We start from the raw sequence: 17,865 nt of genomic DNA, 5'->3' as shown, positions 1-17,865 counted from the left end.
CATGACCCCAGCAGAAAGCAGCAGGGAGGCGCGCATCCTGTGTCGGATGGCGCCCATTATTCCGGTCCTCGTGGTGGAGGATGTAGCCCATGCCCGCCCCCTGGCCGAGGCCCTCGTCGAGGGCGGGCTGCCGGTGCTGGAGGTGACCTTGCGCACCGATGCGGCGCTGGCGGCGATTGCCGAGATGGCGAAGGTCGAAGGCGGGGTTGTGGGTGCCGGGACGCTGATTACAGCGCAGGATGTGGCCGCCGCCGTCAAGGCTGGCGCACGGTTTGGCGTGTCGCCGGGGGCGACGGATGCCTTGCTGACAGCGACAGAAGCGGCGGGCCTGCCGATGTTGCCGGGGGCGGCCACGGCGAGCGAGGCCATGCGCCTGTTGGCGCGTGGATATGACATGCTGAAGTTCTTTCCCGCAGAATCGGCGGGAGGCGCGGGCATGCTGAAATCCCTCGGCGGCCCACTGCCGCAGATCAGCTTTTGCCCCACGGGCGGGGTCAGCCCGTCGAATGCCCTGTCCTATTTGAGCCTGCCGAATGTGGTCTGCGCCGGTGGCAGCTGGGTGGCACCCGCTGCGCTGGTGAAGGCTGGCGACTGGCGAGCCATCACCGAGCTGGCGCGGGAAGCGGCAGCGCTGGGGTAACGCGGCTTTGGTCCTGCGCAATTCAGCAAGATTTGTACCGGTCTCATAGACATGGATCAACCGAAGCCGCAAATGATGACATGTCATTTTTGACATGTCATCATTTGCGAACGGGTCCGGTCCAAGGTCTCATGTTCCGGTCGCAGCAATCGCATGTGACACCGGCGTCGCGCCGGTCACAGGCCGGGCGCTGGAGCATTTGGGCATAAAATAGCGATGAAGGCGTGGTCTCTGCTATGCGACGGGCCTAAACAGGCTGCGGAGCAGCCGGAGGACAACATGCAGAAACTATGGATCACGCGGCCCCTGCCGGACAAGGTGGTGACCGAGGCACAGCGATATTTCGACGTGGAAGTGCGCGCAGAAACCTTGCCCCTGACCAAAGCTGAACGGATGCGTGCACTGACCGAATTCGACGCGGTTCTGCCAACCCTGGGGGATGCTTTCGACGCGTCCTGTTTCGAGGGCCAGCCGCGGTGCCGCATCCTTGCCAACTTTGGCGTGGGTTTCAATCATATCGACGCCAAGGCCGCCCGTGCCGCCGGGGTGGCGGTCAGCAACACGCCCGGCGCGGTGACCGATGCAACCGCTGACATTGCCATGACCCTGATGCTGATGACCTGCCGCCGCGCGGGCGAGGGCGAAAGGATGGTTCGGGACGGAAATTGGCCCGGTTGGCATCCCACGCAGCTTTTGGGCATGCATGTGACTGGCAAGACATTGGGGGTTGTCGGCATGGGGCGGATTGGCCAGGCGATTGCGCAACGGGCCGCGCTGGGCTTTGGCATGAAAATTGTTTTCCACAACCGTTCCGCCGTGGCTGGCCTGCCATTCGAGGCGGCGCAACTGCCGCAGTTGGAGGATGTTCTTCAGGCGGCTGATGTGGTCGTGCTGGCGGTGCCCGCCACGCCCGAAACCCATCATCTGATCGACGCCGCGGCGCTTGGCGTGATGAAGCGCGAGAGCGTGCTTATCAACATCGCGCGCGGCGATGTGGTGGACGAAGCGGCGCTGATCGAAGCATTGCAGCAGGGGCGCATTGCGGGGGCAGGGCTGGATGTCTACGAATTCGAACCGAAAGTGCCGGAGGCGCTGCGCGTGATGGAGAATGTGACGCTGCTGCCGCATCTGGGCACTTCGGCGCAGGAGGTGCGCGAGGACATGGGGTTGATGGCAGTGGCCAACCTTGTTGCCTTCTTCAAAGACGGCAAGCCGTTGAACCCGGTCTAGGTCTGTTTCAGGTCGTCCGGCGTCAGGCTGATATCGGCAGGCAGCGCATCGGCAATTACTGCTTGTGCGTTTATCATGTCGTTCTGATAGACCTTGTGGGCGGCTTCCTCTGCCGAAAACCCGTGATCCAGCCAGCGCTGCATCAGTCGGGTTTCCAGGGTCTCTGCGGGCACACCCAGGCGGATCGACAGATCCCAGAGCGCAGCAAGATCGCGCCATCCGGGGCGGTCCAGCAGCAGGTAGTTACCTTCTACGATCACGGTCTCGGTGGTCGGCCCGACCACGCCTGCGCCTGCAATCGCGCGGTCCAGCTTGCGGTTGAAAATGGGATAGATCACCTCGTCGTCTTGCGCCAGTCGGCTGACCAGATGCAGAAAACCCCTGACATCGAAGGTTTCCGGCGCGCCCTTGCGGTGTAACAGGTCGCGGTCCCGCAGCAGGTCATTGTCCAGATGAAACCCGTCCATCGGGACCATGCGAAAGGAAGGGTCCGCTGCGGCAAGAGCTTCGGCCAGCGTGGATTTGCCGCTGGCGGGTGGGCCCACCACGGCGACCAGCCTGCGCTTGCCGCGCAGGGGTGCCGCCTTGATGCGGGTGACCAGCATATCCAGCATGGGATCAGGCCGCCTGCGGTTCCTTGGCCCCGGTCATAAAGGCCACTGCATCGGACATCGTGTGTTCTTTCGGGTCGATGACGCAAAGCCGTTTGCCGAGCCGGTGCACGTGAATCCGATCTGCAACTTCGAAAACATGCGGCATGTTGTGGCTGATCAGGATGATCGGGATGCCCCGGCTCTTCACGTCCTGGATCAGTTCCAGTACCCGGCGGCTTTCCTTGACCCCCAATGCGGCGGTCGGCTCGTCCAGGATGATCACCTTGGAGCCAAAGGCCGCCGCCCGCGCCACTGCAACGCCCTGGCGCTGGCCACCAGACAGGGTTTCGACGGCCTGGTTGATGTTCTGTATCGTCATCAGGCCAAGCTCGCTCAGCTTTTCGCGGGCGATTTCTTCCATCCGCTTGCGGTCGAGCTGGCGCAGGACCTTGCCCCGGAACCCCGGTTTGCGGATTTCACGGCCCATGAACATATTGTCCGCGATCGACAGGGCCGGAGACATGGCAAGGGTCTGATAGACCGTCTCGATCCCTGCATTGCGGGCGTCGATGGGGGAGGTAAAGCGAACTTCGCGCCCCTCCAGCGTCACGGTGCCTGCGTCCGGGATCACCGCACCCGACACCGCCTTGATGAGAGAGGACTTGCCCGCGCCGTTGTCGCCGATCACCGCGAGAATCTCGCCCGGATAGAGTTCGAAGTCGCAGTGATCCAGCGCGGTCACCTTGCCGTAGCGTTTGACCAATCCGCGTGCTTTGAGAATGGGTTCCATTATGCCGCCACCTTTCTAATCCATTGATCCACCGCCACCGCTGCGATAATCAGCAGGCCGATCAGCAGGAATGTCCATTGTGCGTCCGCCCCCAACAGCCGCAGCCCGAGGGTGAAGACACCCACGATCAACGCGCCGAAGAAGGTGCCGAGGATCGAGCCGCGACCGCCGAAAAGCGATATGCCCCCGATCACCACGGCGGTGATGCTCTCGATGTTCAAGAGCTGTCCCGACGTGGGCGAGACCGATCCGATCCGCCCGATCAACGCCCAGCCGGCAAAGCCGCAGATCAGCCCGGCGATGGCATAGACCGAGATCAGCGTGCCGCGCACGTTTACGCCTGACAGTTCTGCGGCCTCCGCATCGTCGCCCACGGCATAGACATGCCTGCCCCAGGCGGTGTGTTTCAGAACATAGGCAAGCACCAGCACCAGCAGCAGCATAAAGACCACGCCGAAGGTAAAGACCGCCCCGCCGATGCTGAACTTGGCCCCCATCATCTGCAACAGCGGTGCCTGTTCGGCGATGTCCTGGCTGCGGATGGTTTCATTGGCAGAGTAGAGAAAATTTGCCGCCAGCACGATTTGCCACATGCCCAGCGTCACGATGAAGGGGGGCAGTTTCATGGCGGCCACCAGCCAGCCGTTGACCGCCCCGATGGCGGTGCCGAAACCCAGCCCGCACACCACGGCAACCTCGACCGGCAGCCCGTAACGGAAGGTGAATTGCCCCATGATCACCGAAGATATCACCGCGATGGCCCCGACGCTCAGGTCAATGCCCGCCGTCAGGATCACCAGGCTTTGCGCGGCGGCGACGATGCCGACGATCTGGACCTGTTGCAGGATCAGCGTCAGCGCGAAGGGGGAAAAGAACTTGGAGCCCAGGATGCTGCCGAACACCACGATGGATGCCAGCAACACGATCAGCGGCACCAGCGAGGGTGTCGTGTGCAGGGCGTGATGGAAGCGGCCGATCAGCCCCTTGTCGTCTTCGTCGAACCGCGCCACATCGGACGCGGCGGTGGAGGCTGCGGCCTCGAAATTATCGGATTGCGACATGTGCTCTCTCCGTTGAAAATCCGCGACGGGTCCGGCGCTGGATGCAAAAAGGGCGGGCTTGGCCCGCCCCCGGTCTGCGTTTGGGTTGTCGGCCAGCGTGTCGTTACTGGCCCGAGGTTAGCGTATCTGCGTGCGGCGGGTCAAAGGATCTGCCGTCTCGGGTCTGTCCTCAGCCCCAGCAAAGTTCCTTGCCTTCGGCGACGCTGATGCTGTCAACGCCATCGACGGGCTTGTCCGTCACCAGCGCCACGCCGGTGTCGAAGAAGTCCTTGCCATCCGTCGCGGCGGGCTTGGTGCCGTCCTTGGCGAAGGCGGCAATTGCTTCGATGCCCTTGGATGCCATCAGCAGCGGATATTGCTGCGAGGTGGCACCGATCACGCCATCGGCCACGTTCTCGACACCGGGGCAACCGCCATCGACCGACACGATCAGCACATCGTTTTCACGACCGATGGATTTCAGCGCCTCATAGGCACCGGCTGCCGCCGGTTCGTTGATGGTATAGACCACGTTGATCATCGGGTCCTGTGCCAGCAGGTTCTCCATCGCCTTGCGCCCGCCTTCTTCGTTCCCGGCGGTCACGTCGTTGCCGATGATGCGGGGGTCTTCCTCGTCTCCGTTCCGGTTCGGGTCGGCCAGATCAATGCCGAAACCCTTCAGAAAGCCCTGGTCGCGCAGCACGCCGACGGTGGGCTGGCTGACAGCCAGGTCCAGCATCGCGATCTTGGCATCGGCAGTGCCGTCGCCCAATGCGGCGGCAGCCCATTGGCCGATCAACTCACCGGCCAGGAAATTGTCGGTCGCGAATGTCATGTCCGCCGCGTCGATGGGGTCAAGCGGTGTATCCAGCGCGATCACCAGAATGCCCGCATCGCGCGCCTGCTGTACGGCAGGCACAATGGAGGACGTGTCGGAGGCGGTCAGCAGGATGCCCTTTGCACCGTTGGCGATGCAGGTCTCGATTGCGGAAACCTGTGTTTCGTGGTCGCCGTCGATCTTGCCGGCGTAGGTGTTCAGGGTCATGCCCAGCTCTTCGGCCTTGGCGGTGGCCCCTTCGCGCATCTTCACGAAAAAGGGGTTCGTATCGGTCTTGGTGATCAGGCAGGCCGATACGGCATGTGCGTCGGCAAAGGCAGTGCCGGTCATGGCGATCAGGCCCAATGCGGTGCCAGCGATGAGTTTCTTCATGGTTTCCTCCCAGAATATCCAACAAGCGCCTCGAATCGAGCGCCGTTGCATAGAGAGACTGAGCAAAACCATAGCGTGTGTCAATTAATAAATAAACTTGATTTACTAATTAATCCAGATCAAGGTCTGTCCATGAAAAATCCGGAAGAAAATAACATGGACTCTTCGGTCGCAATCCGCCCGCTCAGCAATGGTGCAAACCAGAAAGGACTGCGCAATCATAACGAACGGCTGATCCTTTCCCTGTTGCATCGGCACGGGCAGATGCCCGGCAGTGACATTGCCCGCGACACCCATCTGTCGGCCCAGACGGTTTCGGTGATCCTGCGAAAATTGGAAAGCGACGGTCTGGTGCTCAAGGGGGAGCCGGTCAAGGGCCGGGTGGGAAAGCCTTCCGTGCCGATGGCGGTGAACCCCGCTGGGGCGCTCTCGGTCGGGTTCAAGCTGGGACGGCGGAGCAGTGAACTGTTGCTCACCAATCTGACCGGCGACATCCTGTTCGAACGTCGGATCGCCTATGATATGGCGATCCCGGACCGGGTCTTTGGCTTCATGAAGGAGGCCTTCGAGGCGGCTGTGGCGGAAATTGGCCCCGAACAGGCGGAACGGCTGTGCGGCATCGGCATCGCGGCACCTTTCGAGATCTGGAAATGGGGTGCCTCCGGGGGCAATGCGGACGACCAGTTCATGACCTGGAAAGACACGGTATTCGAAGAGCGCGTGGCTGAATTTTCCGATCTGCCGGTATTCATGGTGAACGATGCGACCAGTGCCTGCTGGGCCGAATATGTCTATGGCCGGGGCAAGGAGTTTCGGGATTTCGCCTATTTCTTTGTCTCTACCTTCATTGGCGGCGGAATTGTCCTGAACCATTCGGTTTATGAGGGGGCTTCCGGCAATGCAGGCGCACTGGGGTCGCTTCGGGTGGGCGACAAGGGCGGGCGCACAAGGCAATTGGTGGATGTGGCGTCGATACATCTGCTGGAAACAAAGCTGAGCGCGGCAGGCGTCGACCCGCGCGCGTTGTGGGTTCAACCGCAGGATTGGTCCGCTTTTGAGCCACTGGTCGCGGAATGGATCGACGAAATTGCATCGGAAATTGCCCGCGCCGCCTTGTCAGCCTGTGCGGTGATTGATTTCGAGGCTGTGGTCATCGACGGTGCTTTCCCCCAGACCATCCGCACGCGGCTGGTGGCGCAGGTCCGCGCCTGCATGATGGCCGAGGACAGCCGGGGCCTGATCCTGCCGCGACTGGAGGCAGGGGGTATCGGCGGGGACGCCCGTGCGATCGGGGCGGCCTGCGCGCCGATCTTCAGCCAGTATTTCCTGATGGCACATTCCTTTTCGGTAGACTGACAGCGCAACCAGAGGCGACCCTGATGAAACGATCCCGCATCAACGATCTGCTGGCCGAGGCGGATGAAATGATCCGCCGTCACGGCTTTGTCCTGCCGCCTTTCGCCGATTGGACGCCGGAGGCGTTTTCGGCGCAGGCCGCCGCCGCACCCCATGTCGTCAATGCGCGCTGCGGCTGGGATGTGACCGACTATGGCGCGGGCCGCTTTGACGAAATGGGGCTGGTGCTGTTCACCCTGCGCAACGGGCTGCTGAGTGATCTCACGGCGGGGCGGGGCATGTGTTATGCCGAGAAACTGCTGATCTCGAAACGCGATCAGCTGTCGCCGATGCACACCCATGTGATCAAGGCCGAAGACATCATCAACCGGGGCGGTGCGACTCTGGTGGTCGAGCTATACGGCTCTGACAATACGGGCGCATTTGCACCCGACCGGGGCGGCGAAGTGATGTGCGACGGTCTGCTGCGGCCCTATCAGCCAGGGGAAAAGCTGCGCCTGGCGCCGGGGCAAAGCGTGACCCTGCGGCCCGGCGACTGGCATGCCTTCTGGGGTGAGGGCGGCGATGTGCTGATCGGTGAGGTCAGCACGGTGAACGACGACGAAACCGACAATATCTTTCGCGAACCGATTGCCCGGTTCTCAGACGTGGAGGAGGACGTGGCCCCCCGCCGCCTGCTGGTCAGCGATTATCCGGCATTGGCTGGTTACAGCGTCCCGCCTTTAACCTGATACACCCGGTATCGGCGTTTCAAGTCTAAGGCGGGGCGCGTTAGCGCTATTCGGCGGCACGTTGACGCACCTGCGCGCTATCGGGAATGATGGGCGCGGCGCTGTTCAGCGCCTCGATGGCGAAACCGGCGGCGGCCTTGTATTTTGCCATGAACTCAGCCCGTTCTGCTGCCGGGATCACGTCGTCGATGTTGTCGAACGTGCCGCCGCAGCGGTCGTTCACCATGTTGAGCAGGCCAAACGGCCCGGCACCCCGGTTGCGCAGGATCAGCGCCGAGATCGGGGCGCAGAGTTTCGCATCGAAGGCCGCCAGCGCAGCGGGTGTGACGCCATGTGCGAGGAAGGCCGCGCCCAGCTCGCGTGCATCCACGATGGCCTGGCTCGCCCCGTTTGACCCGGTCGGATACATCGCATGGGCCGCATCGCCCATCAGGGCCACCGGGCCATCCACCCAGGTCTCCACCGGGTCGCGGTCGATCATCGGGTTCTCATAGGCCACATCAGCCCCGCGCAGCAGGGCAGGCACGTCGAGCCAGTCATAGACCCAGTCATCGAAGTGATGCGCGAAATCCCCGATCTCCACCTGCCGGAACCAGCCGATGTCGTCGCGTGCGCCGGGGTCGTCCATGGTGACCTCTGCGATCCAGTTGACCTGCGCCAGCCCGGTGTCGGGGTCGGGCGGCGAGATCGGGTAGATCACCATGCGCTGACGGTGCGTGCCCAGCCCGATGAAGGATGATCCGGTGCGCACCGGCTTGACCATGCTGGTGCCGCGCCACATGACAGCACCGCCCCAGTGGATCGGCGGCTGATCCGGGTGCATCTGGGCGCGCACCTTTGAATGGATGCCGTCCGCACCGATCAGCAAGGCACCGGTCTCGCGGCGTTCTGACCCGTCGGGGGAAGTCACGATTGCGCTCACGCCGCCATCGGGCGTCTGTTGATACCCCGTCACGCGGCTGCCCAGGCGCACCGCATCCGTACCTGCCCGGTCCATCAGGACCTGTGCCAGTAACATCTGAAGGTGTCCACGGTGCATCGCATATTGTGGCCAGTTGTATCCGGCCTCAAGGCCGCGCGGCTCGGCGTAGATTTCCTGACCCTGTTGGCCCACCAGCGCCCATTCGCGGGCGGGCACGCCTGCCTTGTCCAGTTCTTCCGCTGTGATGCCCATCTCGAACAATTCGCGCACCGCGTTGGGTTGCAGGTTGATGCCCACACCGAGGGGGCGCAGTTCGCTGACGGATTCGAAGATGGTGAAGGGCACGCCGATCTGGTGCAGCGTCAGCCCAAGGGCCAGACCGCCGATCCCGCCCCCGGCAATGATTATTCTGTTCTCTGGCATGGTCCCTCGGCTGGTCTGAATGGCTTGCGTCGCGACCTTATAGGTAAGTTTCGGGGCCGGGTCAGCCCCGTTCGAAGGTCACCTTGCCATCACAGATTGTCACCTGCGCCTGCGCCTGTGTAATCTCGGCAGGCGGCAGCGCGTTCAGATCATGGCTCATCACGGCGATGTCGGCCATCATGCCCACCTTGATCTGCCCTTTGCGGTCCTCGTTGAACTCCACCCATGCGTTGTCGCGGGTATAGCTGGCCAGCGTGTCATGCAGGCTTTGGGTCTGGTCGCGCCAGTCCGGGCCAAGATCGAGCGGGGCAATCGCGGCCTTGATGTTGGGCATGACGTCCAGCGGGATCACCGGCCAGTCGGTCGAGAACACGACCCGCGCGCCGATGTTGCGGATGTCCTGCCAGGCATAGGCCCCGGCAATCTGGTCGGCATGCAGGTATTGCCCCACCGCGCCGGGGGGAAAGATATGGCCGCGCGGGGCGTGGCCCGGCTGGATCGAGGCGACAATGCCCAGGTCGGCAAGGCGCGGGATATCGTCGGTATGCATGACCTCAAGGTGTTCGATCCGGTGGCGGCTGTCGCGCGTGCCATTGGCAGCCTGCGCGGCGGCGTAGGCGTCAATGGTGCGGCGCACCCCTGCGTCGCCGATGGCATGGACGGCAATCTGAAGCCCGTGGCGGTCGGCCTCCTGAGCGGCGGCGACGAAATGCTCCTGGGTAAAGACCTCGTCGCCCATGTTGCCATCCTTGCCCAAATCGCCGGGGTAGGGGCGCAGCATCAGCGCTGTGCCGCTTTCAACAACCCCGTCGATGAACATCTTCATATGCCCGCACCAGACCTTGTCGCCCTGATAGCGGTCGCGCATCGGCACGCCTTCGGCGGCGATGCGGTCAATCGGGTCGGTGCCCTTGAAGTGGAAAGGCACCATGCAGCGGCAGGGCAGGCGGCCCTCGGCCTCAAGTTCGTTCAGCAATTCCAGCTGATAGACATTGCCGTCCATCAGATGCAGTCCGGTGATGCCCTGCTCAGCGCAATGTGCAAGGCCTCGGGCGATCACGTCCTTGTCCATCTCGCGTTGCGCGGGCGTCGGGGCCGGGACAGGGTCCTTGCCCGTGGTCAGGCCCATCATCTCGCGCCCGGCATGGCGGGTCATGGCCAGGATGGGGCCATAGGCGCCCGGCTCCAGAAGTTCGCCGTTGGCCAGCCCGTCGTCGCCCATCACGATCTCGGAGCCCGCGTCAACTTCTCCGCCTTGCAGCAGGCCTGCGGCCTCCAGCGCGGCTGTATTTGCCCAGACGGTATGGTGATCGGGGGCGAACATCGCCAGCGGGCGGTCCGGCAGAATGGTGTCGAGGTCATGCCGGGTCAGGGTCCGGCCCGTGCCAAGGATGCCATAGTCGGCCATGACGCAGAAAACGAGGTTGTCACCGGGGTTGTCGGCAGCATGGGGGAGGATCGCCTCTGCCATCGCCTCCAGCCCTTCAACGCCATACAGGCTGAGGCTGTCCAATTCGACCGACCCCCCGAACAGATGCACATGGCTGTCGATCAGACCCGGCAGCACGGTGCCGCCCTTGGCGTCGATCATGCGGGTGGTGTCACCGGCCAGCGCGCGAATTTCGGCATCGCTTCCAACTGCTGTCAGCATGCCGTTGGTGATGGCCAGCGCCTGCGCGGCGGGCCGGTCAGGATCAAAGGTCATCAGCTTGCCGTTGTGGATGATGATGTCGGGGGTCATTCAATAGCTCCGTGGAGTGGGCGATTTCTTTGAAGAAATCGGACCGGAGTTTTTGAAAACTCCGGGTGCGTGTCGGCAGCCGGCTGGCGTGCCCCGGCTGTTGATGGTCTTGCTGCTGCGGTGTTTCCAACGGCAGTGAGCGCCCCGCCTTTGATCGCAAGCGCCTGGGCCTCGGGCAGATCGGAGTTGAAAGTCATTCATTGGCTCCGTAGCGCGGGCGATTTCTTTGAAGAAATCGGGCCGGAGTTTTTGAAAACTCCGGGTGCGTGTCGGCGGCCGGCGGGCGTGCTCCGGCTCTCGATGGTCTTGCTGCTGCGGTGTTTCCGACGGCCGTGAGCGCCCCGCCTGTGACCGCAAGCGCCTGGGCTGCGGGCAGATCGGGGCCGAAGGACATCGGCTTGCCGTTGTGGAGGGTGATGCCGGGGGTCATTCATTGGCTCCGTGGAGTGGGCGATTTCTTTGAAGAAATCGGACCGGAGTTTTTGAAAACTCCGGGTGCGTGATGGCAGCCGGGGCACGCCCCCCGGCTGCCTCTCAGCTTACTTCTGCAGTTCGGTCCAGATCGCGGTGTAGATCTTGGTCGCTTCCGGCGGGCATGTCTTGGCCACATAGGCGGCCCCCTTCAGCGCTTCCGGCACCACGATTTCCGGAGCGGTCTTCATGTCGTCGGGCATGAAGGCCTCGGAACCCGCGATCCCATTTGCGTAACGGGCAAATTCTGACAGCATCGCGGCGTTTTCGGGGTCCATGATGAAGTTGAGGAAGGTCTTGGCCTCTTCCACGTTCTGCGCATCAGAAAGGATCGCGGCATTGTCCATCCAGACCGGATAACCTTCCTGCGGATAGCCGAAAGCGATGTCCGCGTTCTGGTCGCGCGACCGCATGGATGCGCCGTTCCAGTTCACGCCCGCGGCTACATCGCCTTTGGCGAATTTCTCGATCATGCCGTAGTCCATCGACAGCCAGTTCTTCTTGGCCTCGACCAGGGTGTCGCGCACTTTTTTCAGGACTTCCTTGTCAGCGGTGCATTGGTCGCCGCCAACGAAATGGATTGCCATGCCCATCACGTCGTTCATCTCGGGCACCACGTTGATCTTGCCCTTCAGCTCTTCGGGTGGGTCAAAGATCACGGCGGCGGTGTTGATGTCGCCACCGTAGACGGAGGTGTTCACAGTCACACCCACAGTGCCCCACTGCCACGGCACGGTATAGTTGCGGCCCGGATCGAATTCCACATCGACCCACTGCGGGTCCATGTTCTTGAAGTTCTCCATCTCGTTGGGCTTGCTTTCCATCAGAAGCCCTTCACCGATGAAGATCGGCACATAGGTGCCCGAGGGGACCACGATATCAAATCCGTGACCGCCCGCCTTGACCTTGGCGAGTGCAGTGTCGTTGCTGTCGTAATCCGTAACCGTGACCTTGATCCCGGTTTCGGCCTCGAATTTCTCGATCATCTCGGGGCTGGTGTAATTGCCCCAGTTGTAGATGTTCAGTTGCCCTTCGGCAAAGGCAGGTGTGGCCAGCACCAGTGTCAGGGCCGTCAGTGTTCTTTTCATTGTCTTACTCCCGTTGGCTTAGTTTTTGATTTTGCCCAGCACGGTGAACGCGATGACAAAGGTCACCGAGATGCCAAACAGCACGGTCGAGATCGCATTGACCTCTGGCGTGACTACCCGCCGCAATTGGCCAAGCATATAGGTCGGCAGCGTATCCTGCCCTGCGGATTTAACAAACTCCGTGATCACCACATCGTCCAGCGAAATCACGAAGGCCAGCATCGCCCCGGCCAATATCCCCGGCCAGAGCTGGGGCAGGGTGACCCGGCGAAACACCTTGAAGGGGGTGGCATAGAGATCGGCGGCGGCTTGTTCCAGGCTCAGGTCCATCCCTTGCAGCCGCGCCCGAATCGGCAGGTAGGCAAAGGGGATGCAAAAGGCCGAATGCGCGACGATCAGGTAAGCGAGCCCGGTATAGCCGGTCGAAACCTTTATCATCGCGAAAAAGATCAGCAGCGCCACGGCGGTCACGATCTCGGGCACCATCAGCGGCTGGTTGATCATGGCAAAGACCGCGCCCTGTCCCTTGAACTTGCGGGTGCGGGTTGTGGCCAATGCGGCCAGCACCGCGCAGGTGGTCGAGATGGCGGAGGCCCAGAGCGCGATGACCAGGCTGCGCACGGTGGCCTCCTGTACCTGATCGTTTTCCCATGCCGATTGATACCAGCGCCAGGAGAACCCTTCCCAGATCGCGACCGAGGGGCCGGAATTGAAGGAATAGACGACAAGCAGGACGATCGGCAGGTAAAGCAGCACGAAACAGGTAATCGCAATGGTGGTAAAGCCGTTTTGCCGGCTGATGTTGAATGCCTTAGACACGGTGCGGCTCCTGATTTCCGGCGGCGCGGACATAGGCCATCAGGGCCACCATCACGATTGCCAGCAGCGTGATCGACAGCGCGGCCCCCAGCGGCCAGTTGCGCCCCTGGCCGAATTGCAGCTCGATCAGGTTGCCGATCATCAACTGGTTGCCGCCGCCCATCACGCGGGGCGTCACGTAAGCGCCCAACGACGGCACGAAGACAAGGATCGAGCCTGCGATCACGCCCGGTTTGACCAGCGGCAGGATCACCCGGCGCAACACCTTCAAGCGCGTGGCGTAAAGGTCATAGCCTGCCTCGACGAGGCTGAAATCCAGCCGTTCCATCGAGGCATAGAGCGGCAGCACCATCAGCGGCAGATAGACATAGACCATGCCGAGCAGGATCGAGAATTCGGTGAACAGCATGTGGATCGGCGAGTCGATGATCCCAAGCCAGATCAGCAGCGTGTTGACCGTACCTTCCGCCCGGATCAGTTCGACCACCGCAAAGGTGCGGATCAGCAGGTTGGTCCAGAACGGTATGATGATCAGCAGCATCCACAGGTCGCGCTGTTTCTTGGGGCGGGTCGCGATGAAATAGGCGGTGGGAAAGCCAAAGAAGAGGCAGAGTACCGTGGTCATCAGCGACAGCTTTACGGACCGCCAGAAGATGCTCAGATGCGCGTCCGACCAGCCCAGCGTGTCGTCAAAGATATCGCGCTCCATGAAGACGTTGAACCAGGCCTGCCAGGACGCCTGCCATTCGACGCCGCCGTAATCGCCGGGGGTCAGGAACGAATAGACCAGCGTGATCAGCAGCGGCCCGGCGGCGGCGAAGACCAGGATGAACAGGGCGGGTGCCAGCAACAGCCAGCGGCGGCGGCTGGCCTGTGTCTCGGCGGCAGAGGACAGATCGGCCATCAGGTCAATCCTTCAGGACCTGGCCGATGCCGGGTGCGAAATGCACGCCGACACGGTCGCCGGTGGAAAATTGGGCCGCCGCATCCGGGCGGTTCTGTTGCCGCACGACGAAGCCGGTCCCGTCCTCCAGTGCCACATGGTAATGCGTGTCGGTCCCGAAATAGACGACTTCGCCCAGCGTGCCGCCGAGCAGACCGTCGGCCTCGGGGCCAATGTTGGCGTGTTCGGGGCGCACGGCGAGGGTGACCTTGCCCTTGTGCGATCCGCCCTCTGCCGCGCGGGCCGCAATCTCTTTGCCCGATGACAGGCGTATCGTGACAGTTTGCCCTTTAGTGTCGATCACCTCGGCGGGCAGGAAATTGGTATCCCCGATGAAATCCGCGACAAAGCGTTCAGCGGGCTGGTCGTAGATCTGGCGGGGGTTGCCGATCTGGCGGATTTCGCCCGCGCTCATCACCGCGATCCGGTCCGACATGGTCAGCGCCTCTTCCTGATCGTGGGTCACGAAGACAAAGGTGATCCCGGTCTCCTTTTGCAGGCGTTTGAGTTCCAGCTGCATGTCCTTGCGCAGTTTGAAATCCAGCGCGCTGAGCGGTTCGTCCAGCAACAGCACACGCGGCTTGGGGGCCAAGGCACGGGCCAGTGCCACCCGCTGCTGCTGGCCGCCGGAGATCTGGCCGGTCTGGCGGTCCGCCATCTCCGTCATCTTCACAAGCGCCATCATCTCATCGACGGTCTGCCTGATCTCCGCTTTGGGCTTGCCCAGCATCTCAAGACCGAAACCGATGTTCTGGGCCACGGTCAGATGCGGGAACAGCGCATAGCTTTGGAAGACCGTGTTCACCGGCCGTTTGTAGGGCGGCAGGTCCAGCAGGTTTTCACCGTGCATGGTCAGGCTTCCTGCCGTCGGATGCTCGAACCCGGCGATCATCCGCAGCAGGGTTGTCTTGCCGCAGCCCGACGGGCCCAGCAGGGTGAAAAATTCGTTGTCCTTGATGTCGATGCTGGCATCCGCCAGCGCGACGACGGGCGGTTGTCCCGGATAGACCTTGCGCAGATTGCGTACACTGATGGCTGTCGCCACTTTAAGCGTTCCCCCTGTTATGGTCTTTTCAACGTCGCCCTAGGTCGCCCTAGATTGGGGCAAACACCATGCAAACGAATGATTGCTGCAATAGTCTGGCAAAAAAATACCCCCGCAGGGGTATTAAATGACTAAAGATTGGCTTTTTGGGGGTTATAAATGACTGAGATGCTCAGAGAGGGTGATGTGCGCCGCCTCCAGAGGGCCTTTGCCCATTGCAGGGACGAATCGTTCTTTGAACATTTTCGCCGCCTGCTGCGCGCGCGGTTGCGGTTCGATACCTTTCTGATTCTGCGGTTCAGCGACAGTGGCACGCCACAGGCGTTGGACAGTTGGCTGGCGGATTGGTCGCTCAAGACCTCCTATCCGCGTCACTACCTGGACGGGTCCTATCGGCTTGATCCGTTTTTCCAGATGCGCAAACGGGCCTCCCCCGGCGCGATGTACCGGCTGTCCGAGATCGCGCCGGACCGCTTCTTTTCCGGCGAATATTACCTTCAGTACTATAGCAAGACCGAAATCTGCGACGAGGTTGGCCTGCTGGTTGACCTCAAGGGCGGTGCCACGGGCCACCTGTCAATGAGCAGGCAAGCCGGACAGGGACGCTTCAAACGCAAGGAACTGCAATGTCTGCGCCATTTCAGCCCTGTCATGCTGGAAATGCTGCGCCAGTATTGCGAGCATCGTCAGGATCAGTTGGGCGAGAGGGCCCGGCCGCCGGTCCAAAGCCCGCTGGACACGATGATCCGCGATCACGTCACCGCGCTCTCCGGCACCTCCCTGACCCGGCGGGAGGCGCAGCTGGCCGCGTTGATCCTGCAGGGGCATTCCAACCTGTCGGCGGCGCTTGACCTTGGCATCGCGCGCGAGACGGTCAAGGTGCATCGGCGCAACATCTATCGCAAGCTCGACATCTCTTCGCAGGCGGAGTTGTTCGCGGCGCTGAAAGATCTGTTCTGAAGAGGCGGGGTGAAGGCTATAGCCGATACCCTGACGCGCCCGCCCGGCCTGAGCCTCACCCTCAGGTCATGACGTCGGGTTTCGTCCTGCCGGTGCGCTTTTCCAGATCACTGAACTGGGCCACCGCCGCCGCGACCTGGGCCAGGGCTGCCTGCGTCTCGATCTCCAGATCACCGTCAGGTGCTTCGTAGCGTTCCAGATAGACCCGCAGCGTTGCCCCTTCCGTACCTGTCCCGGACAGGCGCAGCACGCCGCGCGCGTCGCCGTCAAAGTTGATCCGCAGACCCTGGTTCTCGCTCACCGAACCGTCCACCGGATCGTGGTAGGAAAACTGGTCCGCCTCCGTGATCATCAGCCCGGCGGGGGCCTGTCCGGGCAGCTTCGGCAATGCTGCTTCCAGCGCGGCCATCAACTCGGCTGCGGCACTGGCATCGACGGCCTCGTAGTCATGCCGCGAGTAATAGTTGCGGCCATATTCCTTCCAGTGATCCTTGAGGATGTGATGCACCGACTGGCCCCGCACCGCGATGATGTTGAGCCAGAGCAGCACGGCCCAGAGCCCATCCTTTTCGCGCACATGGCTGCTGCCGGTGCCGGCGCTTTCCTCGCCGCAGAGCGTCACCTTGCCCGCGTCCAGCAGGTTGCCGAAGAATTTCCACCCCGTGGGGGTTTCGAAACAGGCGATCCCCATCGCGTCGGCGACGCGGTCACTGGCGCGGCTGGTGGGCATTGAGCGCGCAACGCCGGCAATCCCGTCCTTGTAGCCCGGTGCCAGGTGGGCATTCGCCGCCAGTACGGCAAGGCTGTCGGAGGGCGTCACGTAAACGCCGCGCCCCAGGATCATGTTGCGGTCCCCGTCCCCATCCGAGGCGGCGGCGAAATCGGGGCCGTCTTCGGCCATCACCATGTCGACCAGCGGCTTGGCCCAGATCGGGTTCGGGTCCGGATGGCCCTTGCCGAAATCGACCGACGGCACGCCGTTCAATACGGTGCCTTCCGGCGCGCCCAGCTTGTCCTCAAGGATCGCCTTGGCATAGGGGCCGGTGACGGCGTGCATGGCGTCGAACCGCATGGTAAACCCGGCCTGGAAAAGCCCCTTGATTGCGTCGAAATCGAACAGTTTTTCCATCAGGGTGGCGTAGGCGGCGACCGGATCGACAATCTCGACCGTCATGTCGCCCAGTTTCGTCTCGCCCAGATCGCCCAGGTCAATGTCGTCGGTGTCCAGCGTCTTGTAGCTGCTGATGGTCCTGGTTTCCTCAAAGATCGCGGCGGTCACGCTTTCGGGGGCCGGGCCACCGTTGGAGACATTGTATTTCAGGCCAAAATCCGCGTCGATCCCGCCGGGGTTGTGGCTGGCCGACAGGATCAGCCCGCCAAATGCGCCGCGCTTGCGGATCAGGTTTGACGCTGCCGGGGTGGACAGCAGCCCGTCCTTGCCGACGATGGCGCGTTTCGCGCCGTTGCCTGCGGCCATCCGCAGGATTGTCTGGATCGCTTCGGCGTTGAAGAACCGCCCGTCGCCTCCGATTACCAGGGTCTTGCCTTCGACCCCTTCGATGGCGTTGAAGGTGGATTGGACAAAAGACTCCACATAGCCCGGCTCCATGAAGACTCGGGTTTTCTTGCGCAGGCCCGAGGTGCCGGGTTTCTGCCCCTCAAATGGGGCGCAGTCCTGGGTAATTGTCGTCATGGAATAACCTTTTTGTCTTTATGTATCTGATCTTGGAGCTGGAATTGGCTTGGCCACATCGGACAGCAAGTTGGCGGCCCGTGCAAGGGGCGGTTGAACAGGCCAGCGTAACCACGCCGGTGGTGTGACGCCTGGCAGCACATAAGGTTGCAGCCATGCCGCCGCACGTA

At 62.3% G+C, this 17,865-nt stretch carries 17 protein-coding genes; 5 read left to right on the top strand and 12 right to left on the bottom strand.

Features of this window, described 5'->3' with window-relative positions; genetic code table 11:
* Position 1 precedes the first annotated feature (1 nt).
* Together eda and A8B82_RS08260 are read left to right on the top strand one after the other, a co-directional pair.
* Positions 2-640 carry a bifunctional 4-hydroxy-2-oxoglutarate aldolase/2-dehydro-3-deoxy-phosphogluconate aldolase gene (gene eda, locus A8B82_RS08265; protein ID WP_067290686.1) on the top strand — a complete coding sequence of 213 codons (639 nt, stop codon included), beginning with the start codon at positions 2-4 and terminating at the stop codon, positions 638-640.
* Positions 641-919: 279 nt separating this feature from the next.
* Positions 920-1,870 (top strand): 2-hydroxyacid dehydrogenase, encoded by a 951-nt coding sequence (locus A8B82_RS08260; protein ID WP_067290684.1) that lies wholly within the window; start codon positions 920-922, stop codon positions 1,868-1,870.
* Here A8B82_RS08260 and A8B82_RS08255 read toward each other — a convergent pair.
* The 4 genes from A8B82_RS08255 to A8B82_RS08240 form a co-directional block, all read right to left on the bottom strand.
* Complete coding sequence (locus A8B82_RS08255) at positions 1,867-2,484, bottom strand: AAA family ATPase (RefSeq protein WP_067290683.1); 618 nt, start codon at positions 2,482-2,484, stop codon at positions 1,867-1,869. The genes A8B82_RS08260 and A8B82_RS08255 overlap by 4 nt on opposite strands.
* A 4-nt stretch (positions 2,485-2,488) precedes the next feature.
* Positions 2,489-3,253: an ATP-binding cassette domain-containing protein gene (locus A8B82_RS08250; RefSeq protein ID WP_067290682.1), complete on the bottom strand. Its 765-nt coding sequence runs from the start codon at positions 3,251-3,253 to the stop codon at positions 2,489-2,491.
* Positions 3,253-4,314 (bottom strand): ABC transporter permease, encoded by a 1,062-nt coding sequence (locus A8B82_RS08245; protein ID WP_067290681.1) that lies wholly within the window; start codon positions 4,312-4,314, stop codon positions 3,253-3,255. The genes A8B82_RS08250 and A8B82_RS08245 overlap by 1 nt, the downstream gene beginning before the upstream one ends.
* Positions 4,315-4,483: 169 nt before the next feature.
* Positions 4,484-5,503 (bottom strand): sugar ABC transporter substrate-binding protein, encoded by a 1,020-nt coding sequence (locus tag A8B82_RS08240; RefSeq protein WP_067290680.1) that lies wholly within the window; start codon positions 5,501-5,503, stop codon positions 4,484-4,486.
* Between the two features lie 132 nt (positions 5,504-5,635).
* On the opposite strand from A8B82_RS08240, the gene A8B82_RS08235 reads away from it, so the two are divergent.
* Together A8B82_RS08235 and A8B82_RS08230 are read left to right on the top strand one after the other, a co-directional pair.
* Entirely contained in the window at positions 5,636-6,859 is a 1,224-nt protein-coding gene (locus A8B82_RS08235; protein WP_235604642.1) for an ROK family transcriptional regulator, read from the top strand.
* A gap of 23 nt (positions 6,860-6,882) precedes the next feature.
* Positions 6,883-7,590, top strand: a complete 708-nt coding sequence (locus A8B82_RS08230) for a D-lyxose/D-mannose family sugar isomerase (RefSeq protein ID WP_067290677.1) — start codon at positions 6,883-6,885, stop codon at positions 7,588-7,590.
* A gap of 46 nt (positions 7,591-7,636) precedes the next feature.
* Here the strand turns inward: A8B82_RS08230 and A8B82_RS08225 are convergent, their stop codons facing one another.
* The 7 genes from A8B82_RS08225 to A8B82_RS08200 form a co-directional block, all read right to left on the bottom strand.
* Positions 7,637-8,935, bottom strand: a complete 1,299-nt coding sequence (locus tag A8B82_RS08225; RefSeq protein ID WP_067290676.1) for a flavin-dependent oxidoreductase — start codon at positions 8,933-8,935, stop codon at positions 7,637-7,639.
* A gap of 61 nt (positions 8,936-8,996) precedes the next feature.
* Positions 8,997-10,676: an amidohydrolase gene (locus A8B82_RS08220; protein WP_067290675.1), complete on the bottom strand. Its 1,680-nt coding sequence runs from the start codon at positions 10,674-10,676 to the stop codon at positions 8,997-8,999.
* Between the two features lie 193 nt (positions 10,677-10,869).
* Positions 10,870-11,106, bottom strand: a complete 237-nt coding sequence (locus A8B82_RS23900) for a hypothetical protein (RefSeq protein WP_138069705.1) — start codon at positions 11,104-11,106, stop codon at positions 10,870-10,872.
* 109 nt (positions 11,107-11,215) lie between these two features.
* Positions 11,216-12,235 (bottom strand): ABC transporter substrate-binding protein, encoded by a 1,020-nt coding sequence (locus tag A8B82_RS08215; protein ID WP_067290674.1) that lies wholly within the window; start codon positions 12,233-12,235, stop codon positions 11,216-11,218.
* 18 nt (positions 12,236-12,253) lie between these two features.
* Positions 12,254-13,054, bottom strand: a complete 801-nt coding sequence (locus tag A8B82_RS08210; protein WP_067290673.1) for an ABC transporter permease — start codon at positions 13,052-13,054, stop codon at positions 12,254-12,256.
* Positions 13,047-13,958 carry an ABC transporter permease gene (locus A8B82_RS08205; RefSeq protein WP_067290672.1) on the bottom strand — a complete coding sequence of 304 codons (912 nt, stop codon included), beginning with the start codon at positions 13,956-13,958 and terminating at the stop codon, positions 13,047-13,049. Before A8B82_RS08205 ends, A8B82_RS08210 begins: the two co-directional genes overlap by 8 nt.
* A gap of 4 nt (positions 13,959-13,962) precedes the next feature.
* Positions 13,963-15,042, bottom strand: a complete 1,080-nt coding sequence (locus A8B82_RS08200; RefSeq protein ID WP_067290671.1) for an ABC transporter ATP-binding protein — start codon at positions 15,040-15,042, stop codon at positions 13,963-13,965.
* Positions 15,043-15,201: 159 nt separating this feature from the next.
* Between A8B82_RS08200 and A8B82_RS08195 the strand changes: the two genes are divergently transcribed.
* Positions 15,202-16,002 (top strand): helix-turn-helix domain-containing protein, encoded by an 801-nt coding sequence (locus A8B82_RS08195; protein WP_067290670.1) that lies wholly within the window; start codon positions 15,202-15,204, stop codon positions 16,000-16,002.
* 61 nt (positions 16,003-16,063) lie between these two features.
* On the opposite strand, the gene A8B82_RS08190 is transcribed toward A8B82_RS08195, so the two are convergent.
* Positions 16,064-17,695 carry an alpha-D-glucose phosphate-specific phosphoglucomutase gene (locus tag A8B82_RS08190; RefSeq protein WP_067290669.1) on the bottom strand — a complete coding sequence of 544 codons (1,632 nt, stop codon included), beginning with the start codon at positions 17,693-17,695 and terminating at the stop codon, positions 16,064-16,066.
* Positions 17,696-17,865: the final 170 nt, after the last annotated feature.

The sequence above is a fragment of the Sulfitobacter sp. EhC04 genome (assembly GCF_001650875.1).
In the GTDB taxonomy this organism is placed as follows: domain Bacteria; phylum Pseudomonadota; class Alphaproteobacteria; order Rhodobacterales; family Rhodobacteraceae; genus Sulfitobacter.
This window is presented reverse-complemented; position numbering and strand designations above follow the sequence as displayed.